Raw genomic sequence first — 17932 nt, forward strand, 5'->3', positions numbered from 1 at the left:
TTTTATTAGAATTTTCAGGGTTTTACATACTGTTCAATCTTCTGTTTTCAAAGTGCTTTGTGTTGTTCTTTCTTTACAGCAACTCATTTATCTTATCACAGCGTTTCTGTTCTGTCAACACTTTTTTAATTTTCTTTTTTCACTGCTTTTCGGCAACTGGTATATAGTATCACATCTTTATTACCATGTCAACTACTTTTTTCACTGCCCAGAAGTAAAAAATAATCATTTGGAAATGAGCGGAGAAAGAGGGATTTGAACCCTCGCGCCGGTTACCCGACCTACACCCTTAGCAGGGGCGCCTCTTCGGCCTCTTGAGTATTTCTCCGTAGTTCATATTTTCCATATGATGGGTCTCTCAAAGAAAATCTTTTCGAGACGCATTGACAATTATACAAGATATATTTCGACTTGTCAACCTATTTTTTGATTTATTTCTTCCTGTATTTTGTCGTGTACCATTTCCGCAATCTGGATGGTTTTCATGTTCTGATAATCCTCCGCATAAAGCGGCTTTAAGAAGCAAACCTGTACGGTCTGTTTCCTGGATGAATTCTCATCAAAGGGTTTAAAACAGTCGATCAGCGCCACCGGCACAATGGGACATTTGGCATTTACAGCACTTTTAAAGGTTCCTCCCTTAAATGCCAGGAGTTTATTTCCCTCACGGCTGCGGGTCCCCTCTGGGAAGATTGCAAAATTCTTTCCCATTTTTACCTTTTCCGCCATCTTAGTTATGATTTCCATAGAAGCCCTGATGTCCTGACGGTCAATGGAAAAACCATCCAGGGCTTTGATTACCTGTTTAACTAAAATAATCTTGGCGGCTTCTTTCTTTACTACCACACTAAAAGGGTTGGGGCAGGCTTCCATAAGAGCCAGCACGTCAAACAATCCCTGATGGTTAGGAAACAGGATGAAGCCATTATCAGAAGGCAGATTCTCAATTCCCTGAACTTCTACCTTAATGCGCCCTGTTCTGTTTACTGTTTTCACGACATGGCGGAGGTAATCATAGCGCTCCTCATCGGTATGAGTATCTTTCGGAAGTCCCATCCTCCATATGCGGTAAAACCATACGGGGACACGAAAAAGATTTCTTATTACCATATAAAAGATACGATTCATTTTTCTTTAATCCTCCCTGTATCTTTCTATGGCTGTTTCATATAAATTGTTTCCTTTGCTGTCTATGACAACCACCACTGGAAAGTCTTTGATTTCCAGACGCCTTATGGCCTCTGTTCCTAAATCTTCATAAGCAATTACTTCAGAGGCAAGGATACATTTAGAAAGAAGAGCTCCAGCCCCTCCCACCGCCGCAAAATAAATGGATTCGTTTCTTACGATGGCTTCAATGACTTCTTTGCTTCTTTTCCCTTTTCCTATCATTCCCCCCATTCCCATATCAAGAAGAAGGGGAGTGTACTTATCCATGCGGCTGGCTGTGGTCGGTCCTGCGGAACCGATGGGGCGTCCTTCCCTGGCCGGGGATGGTCCCATGTAATAGATCATGTTTCCTTCTATATCAAAGGGAAGACTTCCCTTTTGATCCAAAGCTTCTTTCATTCTTTTATGAGCGGCATCCCGGGCAGTATAAATGGTCCCGGTCAGATAAACGTAATCCCCTGCATTTAAGCCTTTTGCATCTTCCCTGCTGATCGGTACCTTTATGTGATGATCCATGGTTTCCTCCATTCTATGCTCAATCATTATAAGACTCTGTGTGCATGTCTGTTTACATGACAGCAGATATTGACTGCTACGGGCAGTCCGGCTATGTGGGTAGGATAGGTTTCAATGTTTACAGCCAGAGCGGTAATCCTTCCCCCCAGACCCCCGGGTCCGATTCCAAGCTTGTTGATCTTTTCAAGCATCTCTGATTCCAGTTCCTTCACATACGGAACCCGGGACCGATTCTCAACATCCCTGGTCAAAGCCTGCTTTGCTAACTGAGCACATTTTTCAAAGGTTCCGCCGATTCCCACTCCGACAACCATAGGAGGGCATGCATTTGGTCCGGCTTCCTTAACGGCAGATAATATGGAATCCTTGATTCCTTCCAAGCCATCCGCAGGCTTTAACATGAATATGCGGCTCATGTTTTCACTTCCAAACCCTTTGGGAGCAACTGTAATATCAATCCTATCTCCGTCCACTATTTCATAATGGATGACAGCAGGAGTATTATCCTTTGTGTTCACACGCTCTACCGGCTCCACGACAGATTTTCTTAAGTATCCTTCTCCATATCCTTCTCTTACTCCCTGATTTATAGCATCGGTAAGATTACCGCCTTCTATATGTACATCCTGCCCTATCTTTACAAAAATCACTGCCATTCCAGTATCCTGGCAAATGGGAATCATATCTTCTCCCGCAATTTTTAAGTTTTCCTTCAGCTGGCAGAGCACCTGTCTGCCAAGGGGTGATGTTTCTTCATCCACTGCCTTAAGAAATATCCTTTCCATATCACTTGAGAGCACATGGTTGGCTTCTATACACATTTCTTTCACGTTCTTCGTTATTTCTTCAATTCTAACCGTTCTTATCATATAACCCTCCATACATGCAGGCCCTTTGTTTTATTTCATCATAAATGATTCTTATTGTGAAATCAAGTTCAAACACAAAATAAGGCAGGGAATGTTTTATTTATCATTCCCTGCCTTATTTAAAGGAAAACCGGTTCACTTTAAATTCACCCAAAAGCTATTTGTTATTATTAAAAACTCATGTCTTAGAATCAAGGCGGTTCCGGATCAGCTTTTCCTGAATATCTTTTATCGTGATCTCTTCCATTCTTTTTCTGCAAAGCTCGTTTAAATCCCCATAGATTTCATCCATGACCCCTGACATTCCAGAGGCAATCATACAGGGGGTATCTACATTTCCGGATTTCCAGGAAGAAGATACAAAGGTAACTTCCAAAGCTTCACAAATGCTTCTTAAATTAACTTCGGAGGAATCTTTTGCAATATGATAGCCGCCCTCCAGCCCTTCCTTTGTTGTGATAATTCCGGCTTTTTTTAATTTTGCCATCACTTTTCTTACCCGGGCAGGATTGGTGCATACATTGGAAGCCAGTTCTTCACTGGAAATGGTGGTCTTCCTCTGATTTAAATAAACTATTCCATGAACCGCTACTGCAAACTCACTTGTCATACGAATCCCCTATTTCATGGGCTTAATTTTCTTAGTGAAGTCAAATGTAGTGCGGACTGAACTTAGAAAATCAGCCGTTCGATGAGCCGTTAAGCAAATCGAACCTCCTTGATCTGTAATTGATATAGTTTCAGTTTATATTTTATCAATTTGACGGATCAATGTCAAGCGGACTTCCCTTACTTCATGGAATTCAGCGGTTTTTGGATAATCCAATTTTTACTGTCAGGTTTTTTAACTCTTTAATCGCCTGGTTTTCATCTTCCCCAGCGACTGTTATTGTCACCCGTTCTTCCTGTTTGACGGCTAATCTCATAATAGCAAGGGGATTTTTTAGGTCCGCTTCCATTTTTTCTTTTATTAATAGGATATGAGAGGTATATTTCTTGGCTTCCGCAGCCATATCTCCTGCCGATCTGGCATGAATCCCCATTGCATCCTGTACTATAAATTCAAACTGCTTCACAAAGCACCTCCTGTTAAGCCAGATCTTCACCACCCGATGCAATCACTTTTTTCATCCATGCATAACTGTCCTTTTTGATTCTTTTCCCTGTTCCTTTTCCATAATCGTCATAATCTACATAAATAAAACCATAACGTTTGCTCATTTCGCAAGAAGAGCAGGAAACAATATCAATGGGCCCCCATGCATAATAACCTCTTAGATCCACCCCGTCACGAATGGCTTCCTTCATCTGCTCAATATGTGCCCGGAGATAATCCACTCTGTAGGAATCATGGATTTCGCCATTTTCTACTTCATCATAGTATCCTACTCCATTTTCCGTTATATAAATCGGCTTTTGGTATCTGTCATAAAATTCATTTAATAAGATCCTGAGCCCAATGGGATCAATGGTCCAGCCCCACGGGTTTGCCGGCAGCTGTTTATTCCTGTATACCTCATTTCCCGTCTCATAGCTTTCCTTTGAACATATCTGGGTATAGTAATAAGAGAATGAGAAAAAGTCAGCCGTATTATTTAAATCCTCTTCATCACCGTCTTCAAATGTAAGCTTAATATTCCAGTCCTCAAAGAAACGGTACGCATAGCCTGGATAAAATCCCCGGAGCAATACATCGGCAAAAAAATACTCCATTTGATTATGCTTCAATGTGGCTAAAACATCCTCGGACTTGCATGTGGCAGCATATTCCGGCCCGCCGCACAGCATCATGCCGATCTGCATTTCAGGATGTTTTTCATGGGCATACTTTGTGGCCCTGGCACATGCCACCATCTCATGATGGACTGCCTGATATTTTGCAGAAAAGAGATCATCAACCGTATCTTCTGCAATTCCAAGGTGATTAAATGACTCATGTCCGATTAAATTAATCTGATTGACAATGATCCAGTACTTTACTTTACCGGCATACCGGTCAAATACTGTTTTGCAATACTTTACAAAAAAATCAATGGTTTCTCTGGAATACCAGCCCTGGTATGCAGTGGTCAGATGAAGAGGCATCTCGTAATGAGAAATAGTGATCATTGGCTCCATGCCGTTTTTAATGATCTCATCAAATAATTTATCATAAAATTCAAGTCCCTTCTCATTTGGCTGCGCATCATCTCCATTTGGAAAGATTCTGGCCCAGTTAATGGAAGTTCTGAATGTTTTAAATCCCAGATCAGCCAGCATTTTTAAATCTTCAGGATAGGTATGGTAAAAATCGATGCCTCTCCTTTTTGGGAAATTTTTATCACTGTTTTCTAAGGCTTCCTCTATATATGCTCTGGTTATTTCCCCGTTGGAACGTTTTTCAATGGGCAGATCCTTTTGAAACTCATTAATATCTGCCAGGCAAAGCCCCTTGCCGTCAGAGTCATAAGCTCCCTCCAGCTGATTTGCCGCAACAGCGCCTCCCCACATGAAATTTGATGGGAAACCATTTGGTACTTTCTTCATGATGTTCTCCTTTCCATCCTGACTTTACTGGTTCATTCTTTATTTTCCAGGCGTGATAAACGCTTTTCCCAATTCTCAAAGATTTTAATCATTTGTTTTGCTATATTGATTTCACTGTATATGGTCATTAACGTATCCTGTGCATGGGCGAAAATCAATGAATACTCCGTTTTTTCTCCTCTGGTCTCTCCCTGGATGGCATCTGTCTGGATCCGATGTGCCTCTGTAATCTTTTTCTGTGCTTCCTTCATCTTTTCATTTGCCAAAATAAAATCCTGATCAGCAATGGCTGTCAATGCTTCCTTGCACAATAAGCGTGCATCTCCCGCATTCATAATAATGCTCATTGCAGATTCTAGTGTTTTTTCATCCATTTTAATCACCCTTCTTATTATTCTATTTCTTTTCCACTGCTTTTTTCTCTGCTTCTGTCTCTTGACTGTCATAGATACGGAAGAATGGATACCATATTACGGTTGAAAGCAAAGCACAGACGGCCATTAAAATAATACCTTTGATACTTCCCGTTGTCAGCCATGTGGAAATGGGGAAAGGACAATACCACATATCAAAAACCCTTGTAGGAATAGGTGCGAATGGAATTACCTTTGTAAAAATCCATACTACCGTAGGAAGTACGATTCCCATCAGCCACATAGGAATCATCATAATCGGATTCCATGCAATACATCCGAATACTACCGGTTCATTAATATTAAAAATTGCAGGTACTAGACAGGCGCGTCCCAATGCCCTCAATTTATTGCTTTTTGCAAATATGAGCATAATAACCAGCGGCAATGTACATCCGATTCCGCCGATCCATAGATAAGCAGAGTATACCGTAGGATCAGTGACCAGATTCAATGTCTCATGGGTAGCTGTTCCGGCCGCTACCATACTTACATTAGCAGTAATAGCCATGAGCATCGCCGGTTTATAGACCGGTGTAAGAACCCAGCTTGAAATTCCAAGTGAATATAAAAAACAAACAAGAAAAAGGGAAAGAGCAAATCCCCAGGGGGTCTGCATAACATTGGAAATCGGCATAAATAGCGCCAGAAGAAGATTATAAATATCAATTCCAAGCAAATCTACCAAAATCCAAAGAGTACAAACAACGATACCCGCCGGCAGCATGGAATCAAACCATGCCCTTACAAAGTCTGGGATCACGGAAGTCTCCTTAAAAAATGAGAACTTTCCGAAAATCCCCATAATAAAACCTGAGAACACACCTGCGGTAATTGCAACAAACATGCCTCCGGCTCCTAAGGATGCATGCTGGAATCCTGGCACACCATCTTTGATCACCTGGGGAGATATAATAATTAAAAATGCCACCACACCGGAAAGTGCCGCAATGATCCTTTGTTTGCGCAGGCGCTTTTTTTCCATTAAATTAAACGGTATCAAAAATGCAATGAACAATGATAACAATCCCATTGTCCAGCCAAAGGGAGTCCAGAAATTAGGCCACCATTGCCAGCCAAACACTTCTCCCGGAACAGTTAAAAAGCAAAATATTGATCCTAACAAAATAAATGGAAGCACCTGCATGATGGAATCTTTTAAGGTGGTAACCCAGACATTGTTATTAATTTTGTTCATTTTCGGTGCAAAACTGTGCTCTAACCAATGAATTAACTGTTTCATTTTTCTCCTCCTTTTCCCTCAGCTCATTTCGCTCATCAAATGATCCAAGGCCATCTCTCCATTTAATGTTGAATAATATTCCGGCTTCATTAAGATCACCTTAACATCCTTTCCGCCCGTATATTCTTCAATTTCATCCAAAATATAAGCCAGGTGCGGTCCTACCATAAGAGCATCAATTTCATCAATATAATTCTCAATTTCACTTTCCCCTCTGGCCTTTACGCTGATCTCCATTTTTCTTGCGGCCGCTGCCTTTCTAATATTAGCTGCCATAAACCCGGAGCTTGCACCAGATCCGCAAACTAGTAAAACATTTAACATAAATAAAATCCTCCTTTATCTGTATACTATGGTTTATGAGAAGCGGTTTGTATCCCCTCATAAGATGCTGAAAACATTTTTAGTTTTCATAATTTCTTTGATGTATTCATTATGACTTTTTTCCACTTACAATTCCACCAGACATTTGCACATGGAGCGTGCAAAACTTTGGTGGAAAAATCCTTTCTATACTCTTATAATAGACAGAAGGAGGATTTTACAATGGGGCCAAAACTATTAAAATTAATTCGTATTATGCTAATGCACACAAACGAAATGACTGCTTCTGCTTTAGCTGCTGAGATGGGGGTATCGGAACGCAGCATTAAAAATTATATTTCAGAGATCAATAACAACCATCCTCAGACGATCCGCTCATCCAGGAAGGGGTATTCTATCCAAGCGGAGACCGGAAGAAAATTATTAAATGATTCCGGCACTCACATCCCCCAGTCCTCCCAGGAAAGACTGGTTTATATTATCAATCTTCTGATCAAACAGGAAGCCGGCATTGATGCATACGACTTATGCGATACCATATACATCAGCTACTCCACTTTAAAAAATGAACTGGGAGCTGTAAAAAAGAAGCTGAGTCCGTTTGATTTAAGGCTTGTGAATCAAAAGGACAATTTGTCCATTGAGGGACTGGAAAAAAACAAGCGCCGTCTGCTAAGCTCTATTTTATACGATGAATCCAACATTAACTTTGTAAGCCTGAAAACCATACAGCATGTATTTCCTGATATTGAAATTGAATATATTAAAAATACATTGCTGAATATCTTTGATAAATACCAGTATTTTGTCAATGACTATTCTCTGATCAATATTGTTCTCCACATCACCATAGCCATCGACAGGATAAAAAATCACAATGTCAATAACCAGGATGTTCAGGAACTGGCTCAGATACGGCATCACGAATATGAGCTGGCAAGTCAGGTCACAAACGAATTAGAAAATCATTTTCATATCACATATAGTGAGGCGGAAATTTATGAACTTGCCCTGCTGCTGATTTCCAGAGCTACTACCATTGATTATAAAAGCATAACCACCGCTAATTTAGAGGACTTTATCGGTAAGGAATGCTTTGACCTGGTGGAGGAGATGATCCAGTCAGTCAATGCCTATTACTATATTGATTTATCAGAACCTGAATTCCTGATTCGGTTTGCCATTCATATAAGAAATTTACTTCAAAGATCAAAGAACCAGCAATTTTCAAAAAATCCTTTAACGGAAGAAATTAAAACATCCTGCCCACTAATTTATGATGTCTCCGTATATTTATCCGGAATTATCAAAGACCGTACAGGGATTATCATAAATGACGATGAAATCGCATATATCACCTTTCACTTAGGAAGCACGCTGGAAGCACAAAAAAACCTTAATAAAAAGGTGACTGCTGTTTTATACTGCCCGAACTATTATGATTTAAATGTACGTCTGACAGATACCATCAACCAGCACTTTTCCTGTGAGATGCTGATAACCAACATCATAACGGATGATACCTTACTGGAACAGGTTCCTAAATACGATTTTATTATGTCTACGGTACCGCTTCACGGCTATTATGGAGTGGATATCGTCCATATCGGAATGTTTTTTACGGATAAGGACATATCTGTGATCAGAAATAAAATTACTTCCGTAAGAATCAACAAAAGAAAAGCGACCTTTAAAAATTATCTGGAATTACTGATTATCCCTGAATTCTTTGAAAGAAGAAATGATTTAAAAACTGAGAGGGATGCAATTGAATATCTGACCGGCAAGATGTACCGGATGGGTTATGTAAACGAAACATTCAGGGAAGATATTTACATGCGCGAAAAACTATCTTCCACCGCTTTTCATGATTTTGCAATCCCTCATGCAATAAAAATGCATGCGGAAAAAACCGGACTGAATATTTTGATTTCAGATTCTCCTGTCTCATGGAACGGAAAGCCTGTTTACTTGATCATCATGATGTGCTTTAACAAGAATGACCGATATATTTTTAATGAAATCTTTGAGCCTCTCACCATGATGCTTACGGACAGGGAATTCATTAAAAAACTGATTCAGGTCAAAGACCATGAAACTTTCATCCAAATGCTGACCGATAACCTGGAAGTGACCTTCTAGTACAGAACTTCATGTCCGCTCAAAAAAAAAAGTTGTCCTAGCTTTTTAAGCTGGACAACTTTTTTTATGATTATATTAAATTATTTATCCTTAATCCGGACAATGGCATTCTTTATTACTTTATCATCCATTTCTAAAATGGTATAAAGATTTTTTTCATCCTCCAGTTCCAATGGAAGCTGAGATTTCTTTGGAATAAAACCAAGTATTTCGATCAGATATCCTGACAATGTATCGCAGGAGCTTTCTATTTCTTCATGAAGCACCTCATCCAAATCATACAGAGATATACTTCCTGTCGCCTTATAGACATTAGGTTCCATTTCTATCAGCTCCGGTTCCCAATCATCATATTCATCCGGAATATCTCCTACAATTTCTTCTATCAAATCCTCCATGGTGATAAGACCGGAAACTCCTCCGTACTCATCCACCAGGATGGCCATTTTAGTCTTACTTTTTTTCATTTCCAGAAATAAATCATCTGTCTTTTTATTTTCCGGTATAAAAAAAGGCTTCTGCATGATGGTACGGATATCGACACCCGCCTGATCATACTTATTCATTTCAATTATAAAGTCCTTCATGGACAAAATACCGATAATATTATCAATTTCTTCTTCATAAACCGGAATTCTGGAATGTCTGCTGTCCAGTATTTCATTAAGGACCAGCTCCATGGGATTTTTAATATCCACTGCCACCATATCCTGTCTGGGGGTCATGATTTCTCTGGCCCTTTTATCATCAAAGAGAAAAATAGAAGTGATCATATCCTCTTCGATTTTATTGAATACACCGCTTTCCCGCCCCATCTGAAGCATGGAACGTATTTCTTCCTCAGAAATTTCTTCCTCCAGATTATCCGTCTTCATGCCAAGAAGCTTTAAGATTCCATTGGTTGACACTGAAAGAAGCTTTATGAACGGAGCCATGACTTTTGATACGGCGTAAATAGGGCGTACAGCGAATAAGCTGAACCATTCCGCCTTTTGCAATGCAATCCTTTTAGGCACCAGTTCTCCAAATACCAGGTTAAAATAAGACAGGATAATGGTTACTGTCACCATGGCAATACTGCGGCTGTAGGGAATTCCCAAAGCCAGCAACTTTACTCCCAGTATCTGTGAAATTCCTGTTGCCGCCGATGCACTGGAAAAGAAACCTGCAAAGGTTATGGCTACCTGGATGGTTGAAAGAAAACCGGTTGAATCCTCGGAAAGCTTTTGAATCAGGGCTGCCTTCTTATTTCCGCTGTCAGCCAGCATCCGGATCCTGTTTTTGTTGACTGATACAACAGCCATTTCTGCTCCCGCGAAGAACGCATTCATTAAGGTCAAAGTAATTAATAATAATATCTGTGCGGCTATCTGCGCCGCGCCTGGGTCACTGTCCAAGCTGGTATTCCTCCTTTTTTTAGGACATTCGTCCATGCAGGATTTTCCTGCTGAATTTCAATAAAGAAAAGACTTTGGATGCAGTAAAGTTAATATTGCTGCATTCAAAGTCATTTACTGCTGATTATTGATGGTACATATTATAATATAAAAAATTAAATATTACCATACCTATTGGTATTAAATTTTTTATTCTTCTTCCGGAGCTTCATCACTTTCAACGATTTCAACGATTTCTTCCGGAATTTCTTCATCCATAATATCCAGTTCTTCCAGTCCTTCACCGTCGGACTTGCTGCCGTCATCCCGTACCTTTGCAATGCTGGCAACTTTGATATCAGAATCATGGTCAATGTTCATCAGTCTCACTCCGGAAGTGTTTCTGCCGATAACAGAGATATCATTGACAGAAATGCGGATCACAATGCCTTCCGTTGTGATCAGAAGGAGATCATGGTCATCTTCAACTAACTTGGCTCCAACAATATCTCCGGTCTTTTCTGTGATCTTATAGCACAGAACACCCTTTCCGCCTCTTCTTTGAGGAGTAAATTCTTCAATTGGAGTACGTTTGCCCATACCATTGGCAGATACGATCAAAAGCTTTGGTCCCTGGGATTCCTTCTGCATGCCTACAACCTTGTCATCATCATTGAGCTTCATACCGATAACACCCATGGATACACGGCCTGTTATACGGACATCCTTTTCATGGAACCGGATGCACTGACCCTTTCTAGTTACCAGGAAAATATCCTTTGTATCGTCGGTTGCCTTAACCTCAATCAGTTCATCATTTTCCCGAAGGACAATGGCCTGGAGGCCGTTCTTACGGACATTGGCATATTCCATCATAGGTGTTTTCTTTACCATTCCGTTTCTGGTTGCCATGAATAAGAACTTGTCATCGTCGTATTCTTTCATGGGGATGATAGCCGTAATGCTCTCTCCTGGAAGCATCTGCAGAAGGTTCACAATGGCGGTTCCTCTGGATGTTCTGCTTCCTTCCGGGATCATATAGGTCTTTAACCGGTAAACACGGCCTGTATTGGTAAAGAACATCAGGTAATGATGGGTTGTTGTCATCATCAGATCCTCGATGTAATCCTGGTCAATGGTCTGCATTCCCTTGATTCCCCTGCCGCCCCGGTTCTGGTTCTTGAAGTTGTCTATAGACATCCTCTTAATGTATCCCAGTTTTGTCATGGCGACGATGGTGCTTTCATCGGGAATCAAGTCTTCCATGGACATATCGTATTCGTCAAAGCCGATGGAGGTTCTTCTGTCATCTCCATATTTTGCGGAAATGATGGATATTTCCTCCTTGATCACTGCTAAAAGCTTTTTCTCATCAGCAAGGATGGCCTTTAATTCTGCAATCCTGGCTTCCAGTTCCCTGTATTCGTTCTCAAGTTTTTCTCTTTCCAGACCGGTAAGAGCTCTCAAACGCATATCCACGATTGCCTGAGACTGGACATCGCTTAAGCCGAAACGGCTCATGAGTTCTGCCTTGGCTGTCTGGACATTTGCCGAACCGCGGATGATCCTGATGACTTCGTCAATATTATCTAAGGCAATGAGCAAGCCTTGCAAAATATGGGCTCTCTCTTCCGCCTTATTTAAATCATAACGGATTCTTCTGGTTACCACTTCCTTCTGATGATCCAGATAATAATTTAACATCTGAAGGATGTTTAAGACCTTTGGCTCCAGAACACCGGAACTATTTTTAACAAGAGCAATCATGATCACGCCAAAGGTATCCTGAAGCTGGGTATGCTTGATCAGCTGATTAAGTATTACATTGGCATTTGCATCCCGGCGAAGCTCAATGCAGATCCTCATACCGGAACGGTCGGACTCATCCCGTAAATCGGTAATGCCATCTACTTTCTTATCCTTTACCAGCTCAGCAATCTTTTCAATGAGACGGGCTTTATTGACCATGTATGGGAGTTCGGTTACAATGATCCGGCTTTTTCCATTTGCCATGGCTTCAATGTCGCTGACAGCCCTGACACGGATTTTTCCCCTTCCTGTGCGGTAAGCTTCTTCAATTCCCCGCTTTCCCAGGATGGTTGCTCCGGTTGGGAAATCCGGCCCTTTGATGATTTCCAGGATTTCTTCCATGGTGGTTTCCCTGTTTTCTTCCACCTGATTGTCAATAATATGAACAACCGCATTGATGACCTCTCTCAAGTTGTGAGGAGGGATATTGGTAGCCATACCAACGGCAATGCCTGAGGTACCATTTACCAGAAGATTGGGATAACGTGACGGAAGGACATCCGGCTCCCTCTCTGTCTCGTCAAAGTTAGGGCTGAAATCAACGGTATCTTTGTTGATATCCGCAAGCATCTCCATGGAAATCTTACTTAAGCGGGCTTCCGTATATCGCATGGCAGCCGCTCCGTCTCCATCCACAGAACCGAAGTTTCCATGGCCATCCACCAACGGATATCTGGTAGACCACTCCTGTGCCAAATTAACCAGGGCTCCGTAAATGGAGCTGTCGCCATGAGGATGGTATTTACCCATGGTATCACCGACGATACGGGCACATTTACGGTGTGGCTTATCAGGACCGTTGTTGAGCTCGATCATGGAATACAGGACTCTACGCTGAACCGGCTTCAAACCGTCTCTTACATCAGGCAGGGCTCTGGAAACAATGACGCTCATGGCATAATCGATATAAGATTTTTCCATGGTCTTTTTTAGGTCCACATCATGAACTTTATCAAAGATATTTGGTTCCATTTTATTTCCTCCAATTAAACATCAAGATTCTGTACGTATTTGGCGTTGGCTTCGATAAATTCACGTCTTGGCTCTACCTGATCGCCCATTAAGGTGGTAAAGGTTAAATCCATTTCGGATGTGGTGTCCTCATTCATGACAACACGCAGAAGGACTCTTCGTTCCGGATCCATGGTGGTTTCCCAGAGCTGTTCTGCGTCCATCTCTCCCAGACCTTTATAACGCTGGATCTTATTGTTGTTGTCACGGCCGATTTCCTTCAGGATGGAATTTAGTTCCTCAACGTCGTAGGCATACCATACCTTTTTATTTTTTTCCACCTTGAATAAAGGAGGCTGTGCCAGATATACATAGCCTTCCCGGATAAGTTCCGGCATGAAGCGGTATAAAAAGGTGAGAAGCAAGGTGCTGATATGGGCACCATCCACGTCGGCATCGGTCATGATGATGATTTTATGATATCTTAATTTGCTTAAATCAAAGTCCTCATGGATTCCTGTTCCAAATGCGGTAATCATAGCTCTTATTTCCGCATTGGCATAAATCCTGTCAAGCCTTGCCTTCTCAACGTTAAGGATTTTTCCTCGCAAAGGAAGGATGGCCTGGGTGTTTCTGGAACGGGCCGTCTTTGCAGAACCACCGGCACTGTCTCCCTCTACGATGTAGATTTCGCAATTTTCCGGATTTTTATCGGAACAGTCCGCGAGCTTTCCGGGAAGGGCCATCCCCTCAAGGGCGGTTTTTCTCCTGGTTAAATCCCTGGCCTTTCTGGCCGCAGCTCTTGCCCGCTGAGCGAGGATGGATTTGTCGCATATAATTTTTGAAAGGCTTGGATTCTGCTCTAAATAATAGGTAAACTGTTCCCTTAAGAGGTTATCTACCGCCCCCCTTACCTCGCTGTTTCCTAATTTCTGCTTTGTCTGGCCCTCAAACTGAGGTTCCTCGATCTTAACACTTATAATGGCCGTCAAACCTTCCCTGATGTCCTCACCGGACAGGTTCGTTTCATTTTCCTTTAACAGCTTGTTCTTTCTGGCATAATCATTTAAGGTGGTTGTCAGAGCATTCTTAAAGCCAGCCAGATGGGTTCCTCCTTCCGGAGTATTGATGTTATTGACAAAGCTATAAATATTTTCTGTATAGGAATCATTGTGCTGCATGGCAATCTCAACATAGATGCCGTCCTTTGTCCCTTCGCAGTAAAAAACCTGATCATAAAGAAAGGTTTTTCCCTTGTTTAAATAGGCGACAAACTCCTTGATGCCCCCTTCATAATGGAACACGTGCTCATGATTATCCTCTCTCTCATCTTTCAGAATAATCTTTAAGTTTTTTGTTAAAAATGCAGTTTCACGGAGACGGATCTTTAAGGTATCATAATCAAAGACCGTTTCTTCAAAAATATCATCATCGGGAAGGAAGGTAACCTTTGTTCCATGCTCAGCAGGGTCACACTCTCCTATGACTTTTAAGGGGTACATGGTCTTTCCCTTTTCATAACGCTGTTTATAGATCTTTCCATCCTGGCGGATTTCCACCTCAAGCCACTGGGAAAGAGCATTTACTACAGAAGCGCCCACGCCATGAAGGCCGCCGGAAACCTTGTATCCCCCGCCGCCAAATTTGCCGCCGGCATGGAGAATGGTAAAAGCCACCTCTACCGCCGGTATCCCGGCCTTTTTCTGGATTCCTACGGGGATCCCTCGTCCGTCATCCACGACTGTAATGGAATTGTCAGGATGGACAATCACCTCTATGCTGTCGCAATATCCTGCCAGAGCCTCATCCACCGCATTGTCCACGATCTCGTAAACCAGATGATGAAGTCCCCTTGTGGATGTACTGCCGATATACATACCAGGTCTTTTTCTTACTGCCTCAAGACCCTCTAATATCTGGATTTGATCTGCACCATATTCTTGACTCATATTTGCACGCTTCCTCCTGAATTAATTTTCACTGCCTACTGTACCGCTTACCACCCGGAATATCTTATCGACGGGAAACCGGTTTCTTACAAATTCTTCCAGCCCCGTACAAGTGATCACGGTCTGTATATGATTGATTCCTGCAAGTAATTGATTTTGTCTGCTGCTGTCCAGTTCTGATAATACATCATCCAGCAGAAGGATGGGATAATCATGTACTGTTTTTTCTACCAGTTCTATTTCTGCAAGCTTTAAAGATAAAGCCGCTGTCCTCTGCTGCCCCTGGGAACCGAACCGGCGAATGTCGATTCCGTTGATGATGAAACTTAAATCATCCCGGTGGGGACCGGTAAGTGTGGTTTTCTGCTTAATATCCTGCTGTCTGCTTCGCCTTATGACATCTTCAAACGCATCCGCCTCTACATTTGGCTCATAAAGGATGCGCAGAGTTTCCTTTTCCCCGGAAAGATGACCGTGGATAGGTTCGATGATTCCATCCAGCTGTTCTATAAATTCTTTCCGGTACCCTATCATTTCCTTTCCATACTGGACCAGCTGCATGTCCCATATATCCAGGGTTTCCTCATAATCAGGCCGGAAAGCCATATCTTTTAACAGTTTATTGCGCTGCGTCACGATCCGGTTATATTGTACAAGGGAATGGACGTAAAGTTTATTTAGTTGACATAATTCTAAATCAACGAACCGGCGCCTTTCGGCCGGCCCATTTTTTATGAGATTTAAGTCTTCCGGAGAAAAAAATACAACATTGACTATTCCAAACAATTCACTGGCCTTCCTTATGGGAACGCCGTTCACTGCCACGCCTTTGGCTTTATTCTTCTTCAAATGCATGTCAATCCGGTATGGAATATCTTTCTTTCTGATGTTTAGCTTGATATGCGACTCATCCCTGTCAAACTGTATGATTTCCTTATCCTTGCTCCCTCTGTGGGATCTTGTCGTAGCACAGACATAGATTGCTTCTAAGACATTTGTTTTCCCCTGGGCATTGTCCCCATAGAGTATATTGGTTCCCTGACTAAAATCCATATGTAATTCATCATAGTTGCGGTAATTCTTAAGCTCTATCGATTCAATTATCATGGATGGTGTTATTCCTCAATTTTGATGGTATTACCTTCAAATGTGACTACGTCTCCGGCTCTTAATTTCTTCCCTCTCTGGTATTCTACCTGGCCGTTGACGCGTACAAGTCCATCCTCAATGACAAATTTGGCATCAACACCTGATCCCACCGCACCGGCAGCCTTTAAGGCCTGTCCAAGCTTGATGTATTCATCCCTTAACTTGATTGTCTCCATAATTTCCTCTCTACTGCCCATGCTTTTTGGGCATTAAGGTATGCCCGTAGGGCGTTCCTCTCTATTTCCCATGTCTTTAGGGCATTACGGTATGCCCGTAGGGCGTTTCTCTCTATTTCCCATGTCTATAGGGCACAATGCCAGCTCCCCTCTTTTTGTCACCGCATATGGACAGTTTAAACAGCTGCCGCATTAAAGTTGACAGGAAGGATCAGATAAATATATTTTCCTTCTTCATCCCGGATAAAGCATGGGGATTTAGGGTTCAGCATATAAAGGGTTACTTCTTCATCATCAATGATCCTTAAGGCATCAATCAGGAACTTGGGATTAAAGCCGATCATGATGTCGCTTCCTGTTTTATGAATCGGAACCTGAGCATTCATGGAACCAAAACTGGAATTCATCTTAAGCTGCATTTCCTGTTCTTCAATGTTCATGATCAGGGGCTTCTTATCATTTTCCCTCACCAGGATGGTGGCCCGGTCAAGACAGTCCAAAAGCTCTCTTTTATTGACTGCGGTCTTTGTCTCATAATCGCTGGAAAGCATCTGATCAATCCGGAAATATTCTCCTTCAATTAAACGGGAAACAACGATGGTATCATCAAATTCGAATAAAATGTGATTGGTGCTGAAGAAAATAAGCACTTCCTTTTCATTGTCCCCACCCAGGATTTTGCTGACTTCATTTAGAGTCTTGCCAGGAACAATGACTTTTATATCATGATAAGTATCTTTTAATTCAATATTCCGGATAGAAATCCTGTGACCATCCAGAGAAACCACCTTTAATTGGTTCCCGGATACCTGGAAAAGCTCTCCGGTCATCATCTTGTTGCTGTCATTAGGGGCAATAGAGAAAATGGTCTGGCGTATAACTTCCTTTAAAGAGAACTGGGAAAGGCAGATATAATGATCCCGTTCAATATACGGAAGATAAGCAAACTCCTCCCCATCCCGTCCCTGGATATGGAATACGGAGTTTTCACAGGAAATGGTGGTGGTAAGTTTCTCATCGCTTTCAATGGTGACAAGGGAATCTCCTGCAGAAGAGAGTTTTCTTACGATCTCCGAAAGCAGTTTTGCCTCAAGGGCGATTTTTCCTCTCTCCAGGATGGTTCCTTCTACCTTTGTTTCAATTCCCAGCTCCATATCATTGGCGGTCAGTTTTATCTCTGATCCGCTGGCATCGATGAAGATGCATTCCAGGATGGACATGGTGGTTTTACTGGGAACTGCTTTCAGTACGATATTAATGCCGTTTAGGATCGCATCCTGTTTAAATGTCAGTTTCATAATTGTTGATAACTCCTTTGC

At 41.8% G+C, this 17932-nt stretch carries 16 protein-coding genes and 1 tRNA gene; 1 reads left to right on the plus strand and 16 read right to left on the minus strand.

Features of this window, described 5'->3' with window-relative positions; translation table 11 throughout:
- Positions 1-240: 240 nt before the first annotated feature.
- The 10 genes from AC27IJ_RS21570 to AC27IJ_RS21615 all read right to left on the minus strand — a co-directional run bounded on the left by AC27IJ_RS21570 (position 241) and on the right by AC27IJ_RS21615 (position 7061).
- A tRNA-Ser gene (locus AC27IJ_RS21570) sits at positions 241-328 on the minus strand.
- 86 nt (positions 329-414) lie between these two features.
- On the minus strand, positions 415-1128 hold the full coding sequence (locus AC27IJ_RS21575; protein WP_312440758.1) for a lysophospholipid acyltransferase family protein: 714 nt from the start codon (positions 1126-1128) through the stop codon (positions 415-417).
- A gap of 6 nt (positions 1129-1134) precedes the next feature.
- The gene (locus AC27IJ_RS21580; protein WP_312502529.1) at positions 1135-1686 is read right to left on the minus strand and encodes a Fe-S-containing hydro-lyase; all 552 of its coding nucleotides are present in this window, start codon (positions 1684-1686) and stop codon (positions 1135-1137) included.
- Between the two features lie 26 nt (positions 1687-1712).
- On the minus strand, positions 1713-2555 hold the full coding sequence (locus AC27IJ_RS21585) for a fumarate hydratase (protein WP_331662831.1): 843 nt from the start codon (positions 2553-2555) through the stop codon (positions 1713-1715).
- A gap of 178 nt (positions 2556-2733) precedes the next feature.
- The gene (locus AC27IJ_RS21590; RefSeq protein WP_312440760.1) at positions 2734-3165 is read right to left on the minus strand and encodes an RrF2 family transcriptional regulator; all 432 of its coding nucleotides are present in this window, start codon (positions 3163-3165) and stop codon (positions 2734-2736) included.
- 193 nt (positions 3166-3358) lie between these two features.
- The gene (locus AC27IJ_RS21595; RefSeq protein ID WP_312440761.1) at positions 3359-3631 is read right to left on the minus strand and encodes an HPr family phosphocarrier protein; all 273 of its coding nucleotides are present in this window, start codon (positions 3629-3631) and stop codon (positions 3359-3361) included.
- 13 nt (positions 3632-3644) lie between these two features.
- Positions 3645-5081 (minus strand): glycoside hydrolase family 1 protein, encoded by a 1437-nt coding sequence (locus AC27IJ_RS21600; RefSeq protein ID WP_487150757.1) that lies wholly within the window; start codon positions 5079-5081, stop codon positions 3645-3647.
- A 32-nt stretch (positions 5082-5113) separates the two neighbouring features.
- Positions 5114-5455, minus strand: coding sequence for a PTS lactose/cellobiose transporter subunit IIA (locus AC27IJ_RS21605; RefSeq protein ID WP_487150759.1), 342 nt, complete (start codon positions 5453-5455; stop codon positions 5114-5116).
- Between the two features lie 22 nt (positions 5456-5477).
- On the minus strand, positions 5478-6737 hold the full coding sequence (locus AC27IJ_RS21610; RefSeq protein ID WP_312440764.1) for a PTS sugar transporter subunit IIC: 1260 nt from the start codon (positions 6735-6737) through the stop codon (positions 5478-5480).
- Positions 6738-6755: 18 nt separating this feature from the next.
- Complete coding sequence (locus AC27IJ_RS21615; RefSeq protein ID WP_312440765.1) at positions 6756-7061, minus strand: PTS sugar transporter subunit IIB; 306 nt, start codon at positions 7059-7061, stop codon at positions 6756-6758.
- Between the two features lie 222 nt (positions 7062-7283).
- Between AC27IJ_RS21615 and AC27IJ_RS21620 the strand changes: the two genes are divergently transcribed.
- On the plus strand, positions 7284-9203 hold the full coding sequence (locus AC27IJ_RS21620; protein WP_487150762.1) for a BglG family transcription antiterminator: 1920 nt from the start codon (positions 7284-7286) through the stop codon (positions 9201-9203).
- 80 nt (positions 9204-9283) lie between these two features.
- Here AC27IJ_RS21620 and AC27IJ_RS21625 read toward each other — a convergent pair whose 3' ends face one another.
- The 6 genes from AC27IJ_RS21625 to dnaN form a co-directional block, all read right to left on the minus strand.
- Positions 9284-10600, minus strand: a complete 1317-nt coding sequence (locus AC27IJ_RS21625) for a hemolysin family protein (protein WP_487150764.1) — start codon at positions 10598-10600, stop codon at positions 9284-9286.
- Between the two features lie 189 nt (positions 10601-10789).
- A complete protein-coding gene (gene gyrA, locus AC27IJ_RS21630; RefSeq protein ID WP_312440768.1) occupies positions 10790-13360 on the minus strand; it encodes a DNA gyrase subunit A in 2571 nt (856 codons plus the stop codon).
- A 14-nt stretch (positions 13361-13374) separates the two neighbouring features.
- Positions 13375-15288, minus strand: coding sequence for a DNA topoisomerase (ATP-hydrolyzing) subunit B (gene gyrB, locus AC27IJ_RS21635; RefSeq protein WP_312440769.1), 1914 nt, complete (start codon positions 15286-15288; stop codon positions 13375-13377).
- Positions 15289-15309: 21 nt separating this feature from the next.
- On the minus strand, positions 15310-16395 hold the full coding sequence (gene recF, locus AC27IJ_RS21640) for a DNA replication/repair protein RecF (RefSeq protein WP_312440770.1): 1086 nt from the start codon (positions 16393-16395) through the stop codon (positions 15310-15312).
- A gap of 8 nt (positions 16396-16403) precedes the next feature.
- Entirely contained in the window at positions 16404-16613 is a 210-nt protein-coding gene (locus AC27IJ_RS21645) for an RNA-binding S4 domain-containing protein (protein WP_312440771.1), read from the minus strand.
- 176 nt (positions 16614-16789) lie between these two features.
- Entirely contained in the window at positions 16790-17911 is a 1122-nt protein-coding gene (dnaN, locus tag AC27IJ_RS21650; RefSeq protein ID WP_312440772.1) for a DNA polymerase III subunit beta, read from the minus strand.
- Between the last annotated feature and the right edge of the window lie 21 nt (positions 17912-17932).

This window comes from Lacrimispora sp. YZC11 (genome assembly GCF_057543815.1).

What these genes read in the sequence shown, in the direction of transcription:
- AC27IJ_RS21575 (WP_312440758.1), bottom strand. Translation starts at nt 1,128, where the DNA reads ATGAATCGTATCTTTTATATGGTAATAAGAAATCTTTTTCGTGTCCCC.
- AC27IJ_RS21580 (WP_312502529.1), bottom strand. Translation starts at nt 1,686, where the DNA reads ATGGATCATCACATAAAGGTACCGATCAGCAGGGAAGATGCAAAAGGC.
- AC27IJ_RS21585 (WP_331662831.1), bottom strand. Translation starts at nt 2,555, where the DNA reads ATGATAAGAACGGTTAGAATTGAAGAAATAACGAAGAACGTGAAAGAA.
- AC27IJ_RS21590 (WP_312440760.1), bottom strand. Translation starts at nt 3,165, where the DNA reads ATGACAAGTGAGTTTGCAGTAGCGGTTCATGGAATAGTTTATTTAAAT.
- AC27IJ_RS21600 (WP_487150757.1), bottom strand. Translation starts at nt 5,081, where the DNA reads ATGAAGAAAGTACCAAATGGTTTCCCATCAAATTTCATGTGGGGAGGC.
- AC27IJ_RS21605 (WP_487150759.1), bottom strand. Translation starts at nt 5,455, where the DNA reads ATGGATGAAAAAACACTAGAATCTGCAATGAGCATTATTATGAATGCG.
- AC27IJ_RS21610 (WP_312440764.1), bottom strand. Translation starts at nt 6,737, where the DNA reads ATGAAACAGTTAATTCATTGGTTAGAGCACAGTTTTGCACCGAAAATG.
- AC27IJ_RS21615 (WP_312440765.1), bottom strand. Translation starts at nt 7,061, where the DNA reads ATGTTAAATGTTTTACTAGTTTGCGGATCTGGTGCAAGCTCCGGGTTT.
- AC27IJ_RS21620 (WP_487150762.1), top strand. Translation starts at nt 7,284, where the DNA reads ATGGGGCCAAAACTATTAAAATTAATTCGTATTATGCTAATGCACACA.
- gyrA (WP_312440768.1), bottom strand. Translation starts at nt 13,360, where the DNA reads ATGGAACCAAATATCTTTGATAAAGTTCATGATGTGGACCTAAAAAAG.
- gyrB (WP_312440769.1), bottom strand. Translation starts at nt 15,288, where the DNA reads ATGAGTCAAGAATATGGTGCAGATCAAATCCAGATATTAGAGGGTCTT.
- recF (WP_312440770.1), bottom strand. Translation starts at nt 16,395, where the DNA reads ATGATAATTGAATCGATAGAGCTTAAGAATTACCGCAACTATGATGAA.
- AC27IJ_RS21645 (WP_312440771.1), bottom strand. Translation starts at nt 16,613, where the DNA reads ATGGAGACAATCAAGTTAAGGGATGAATACATCAAGCTTGGACAGGCC.
- dnaN (WP_312440772.1), bottom strand. Translation starts at nt 17,911, where the DNA reads ATGAAACTGACATTTAAACAGGATGCGATCCTAAACGGCATTAATATC.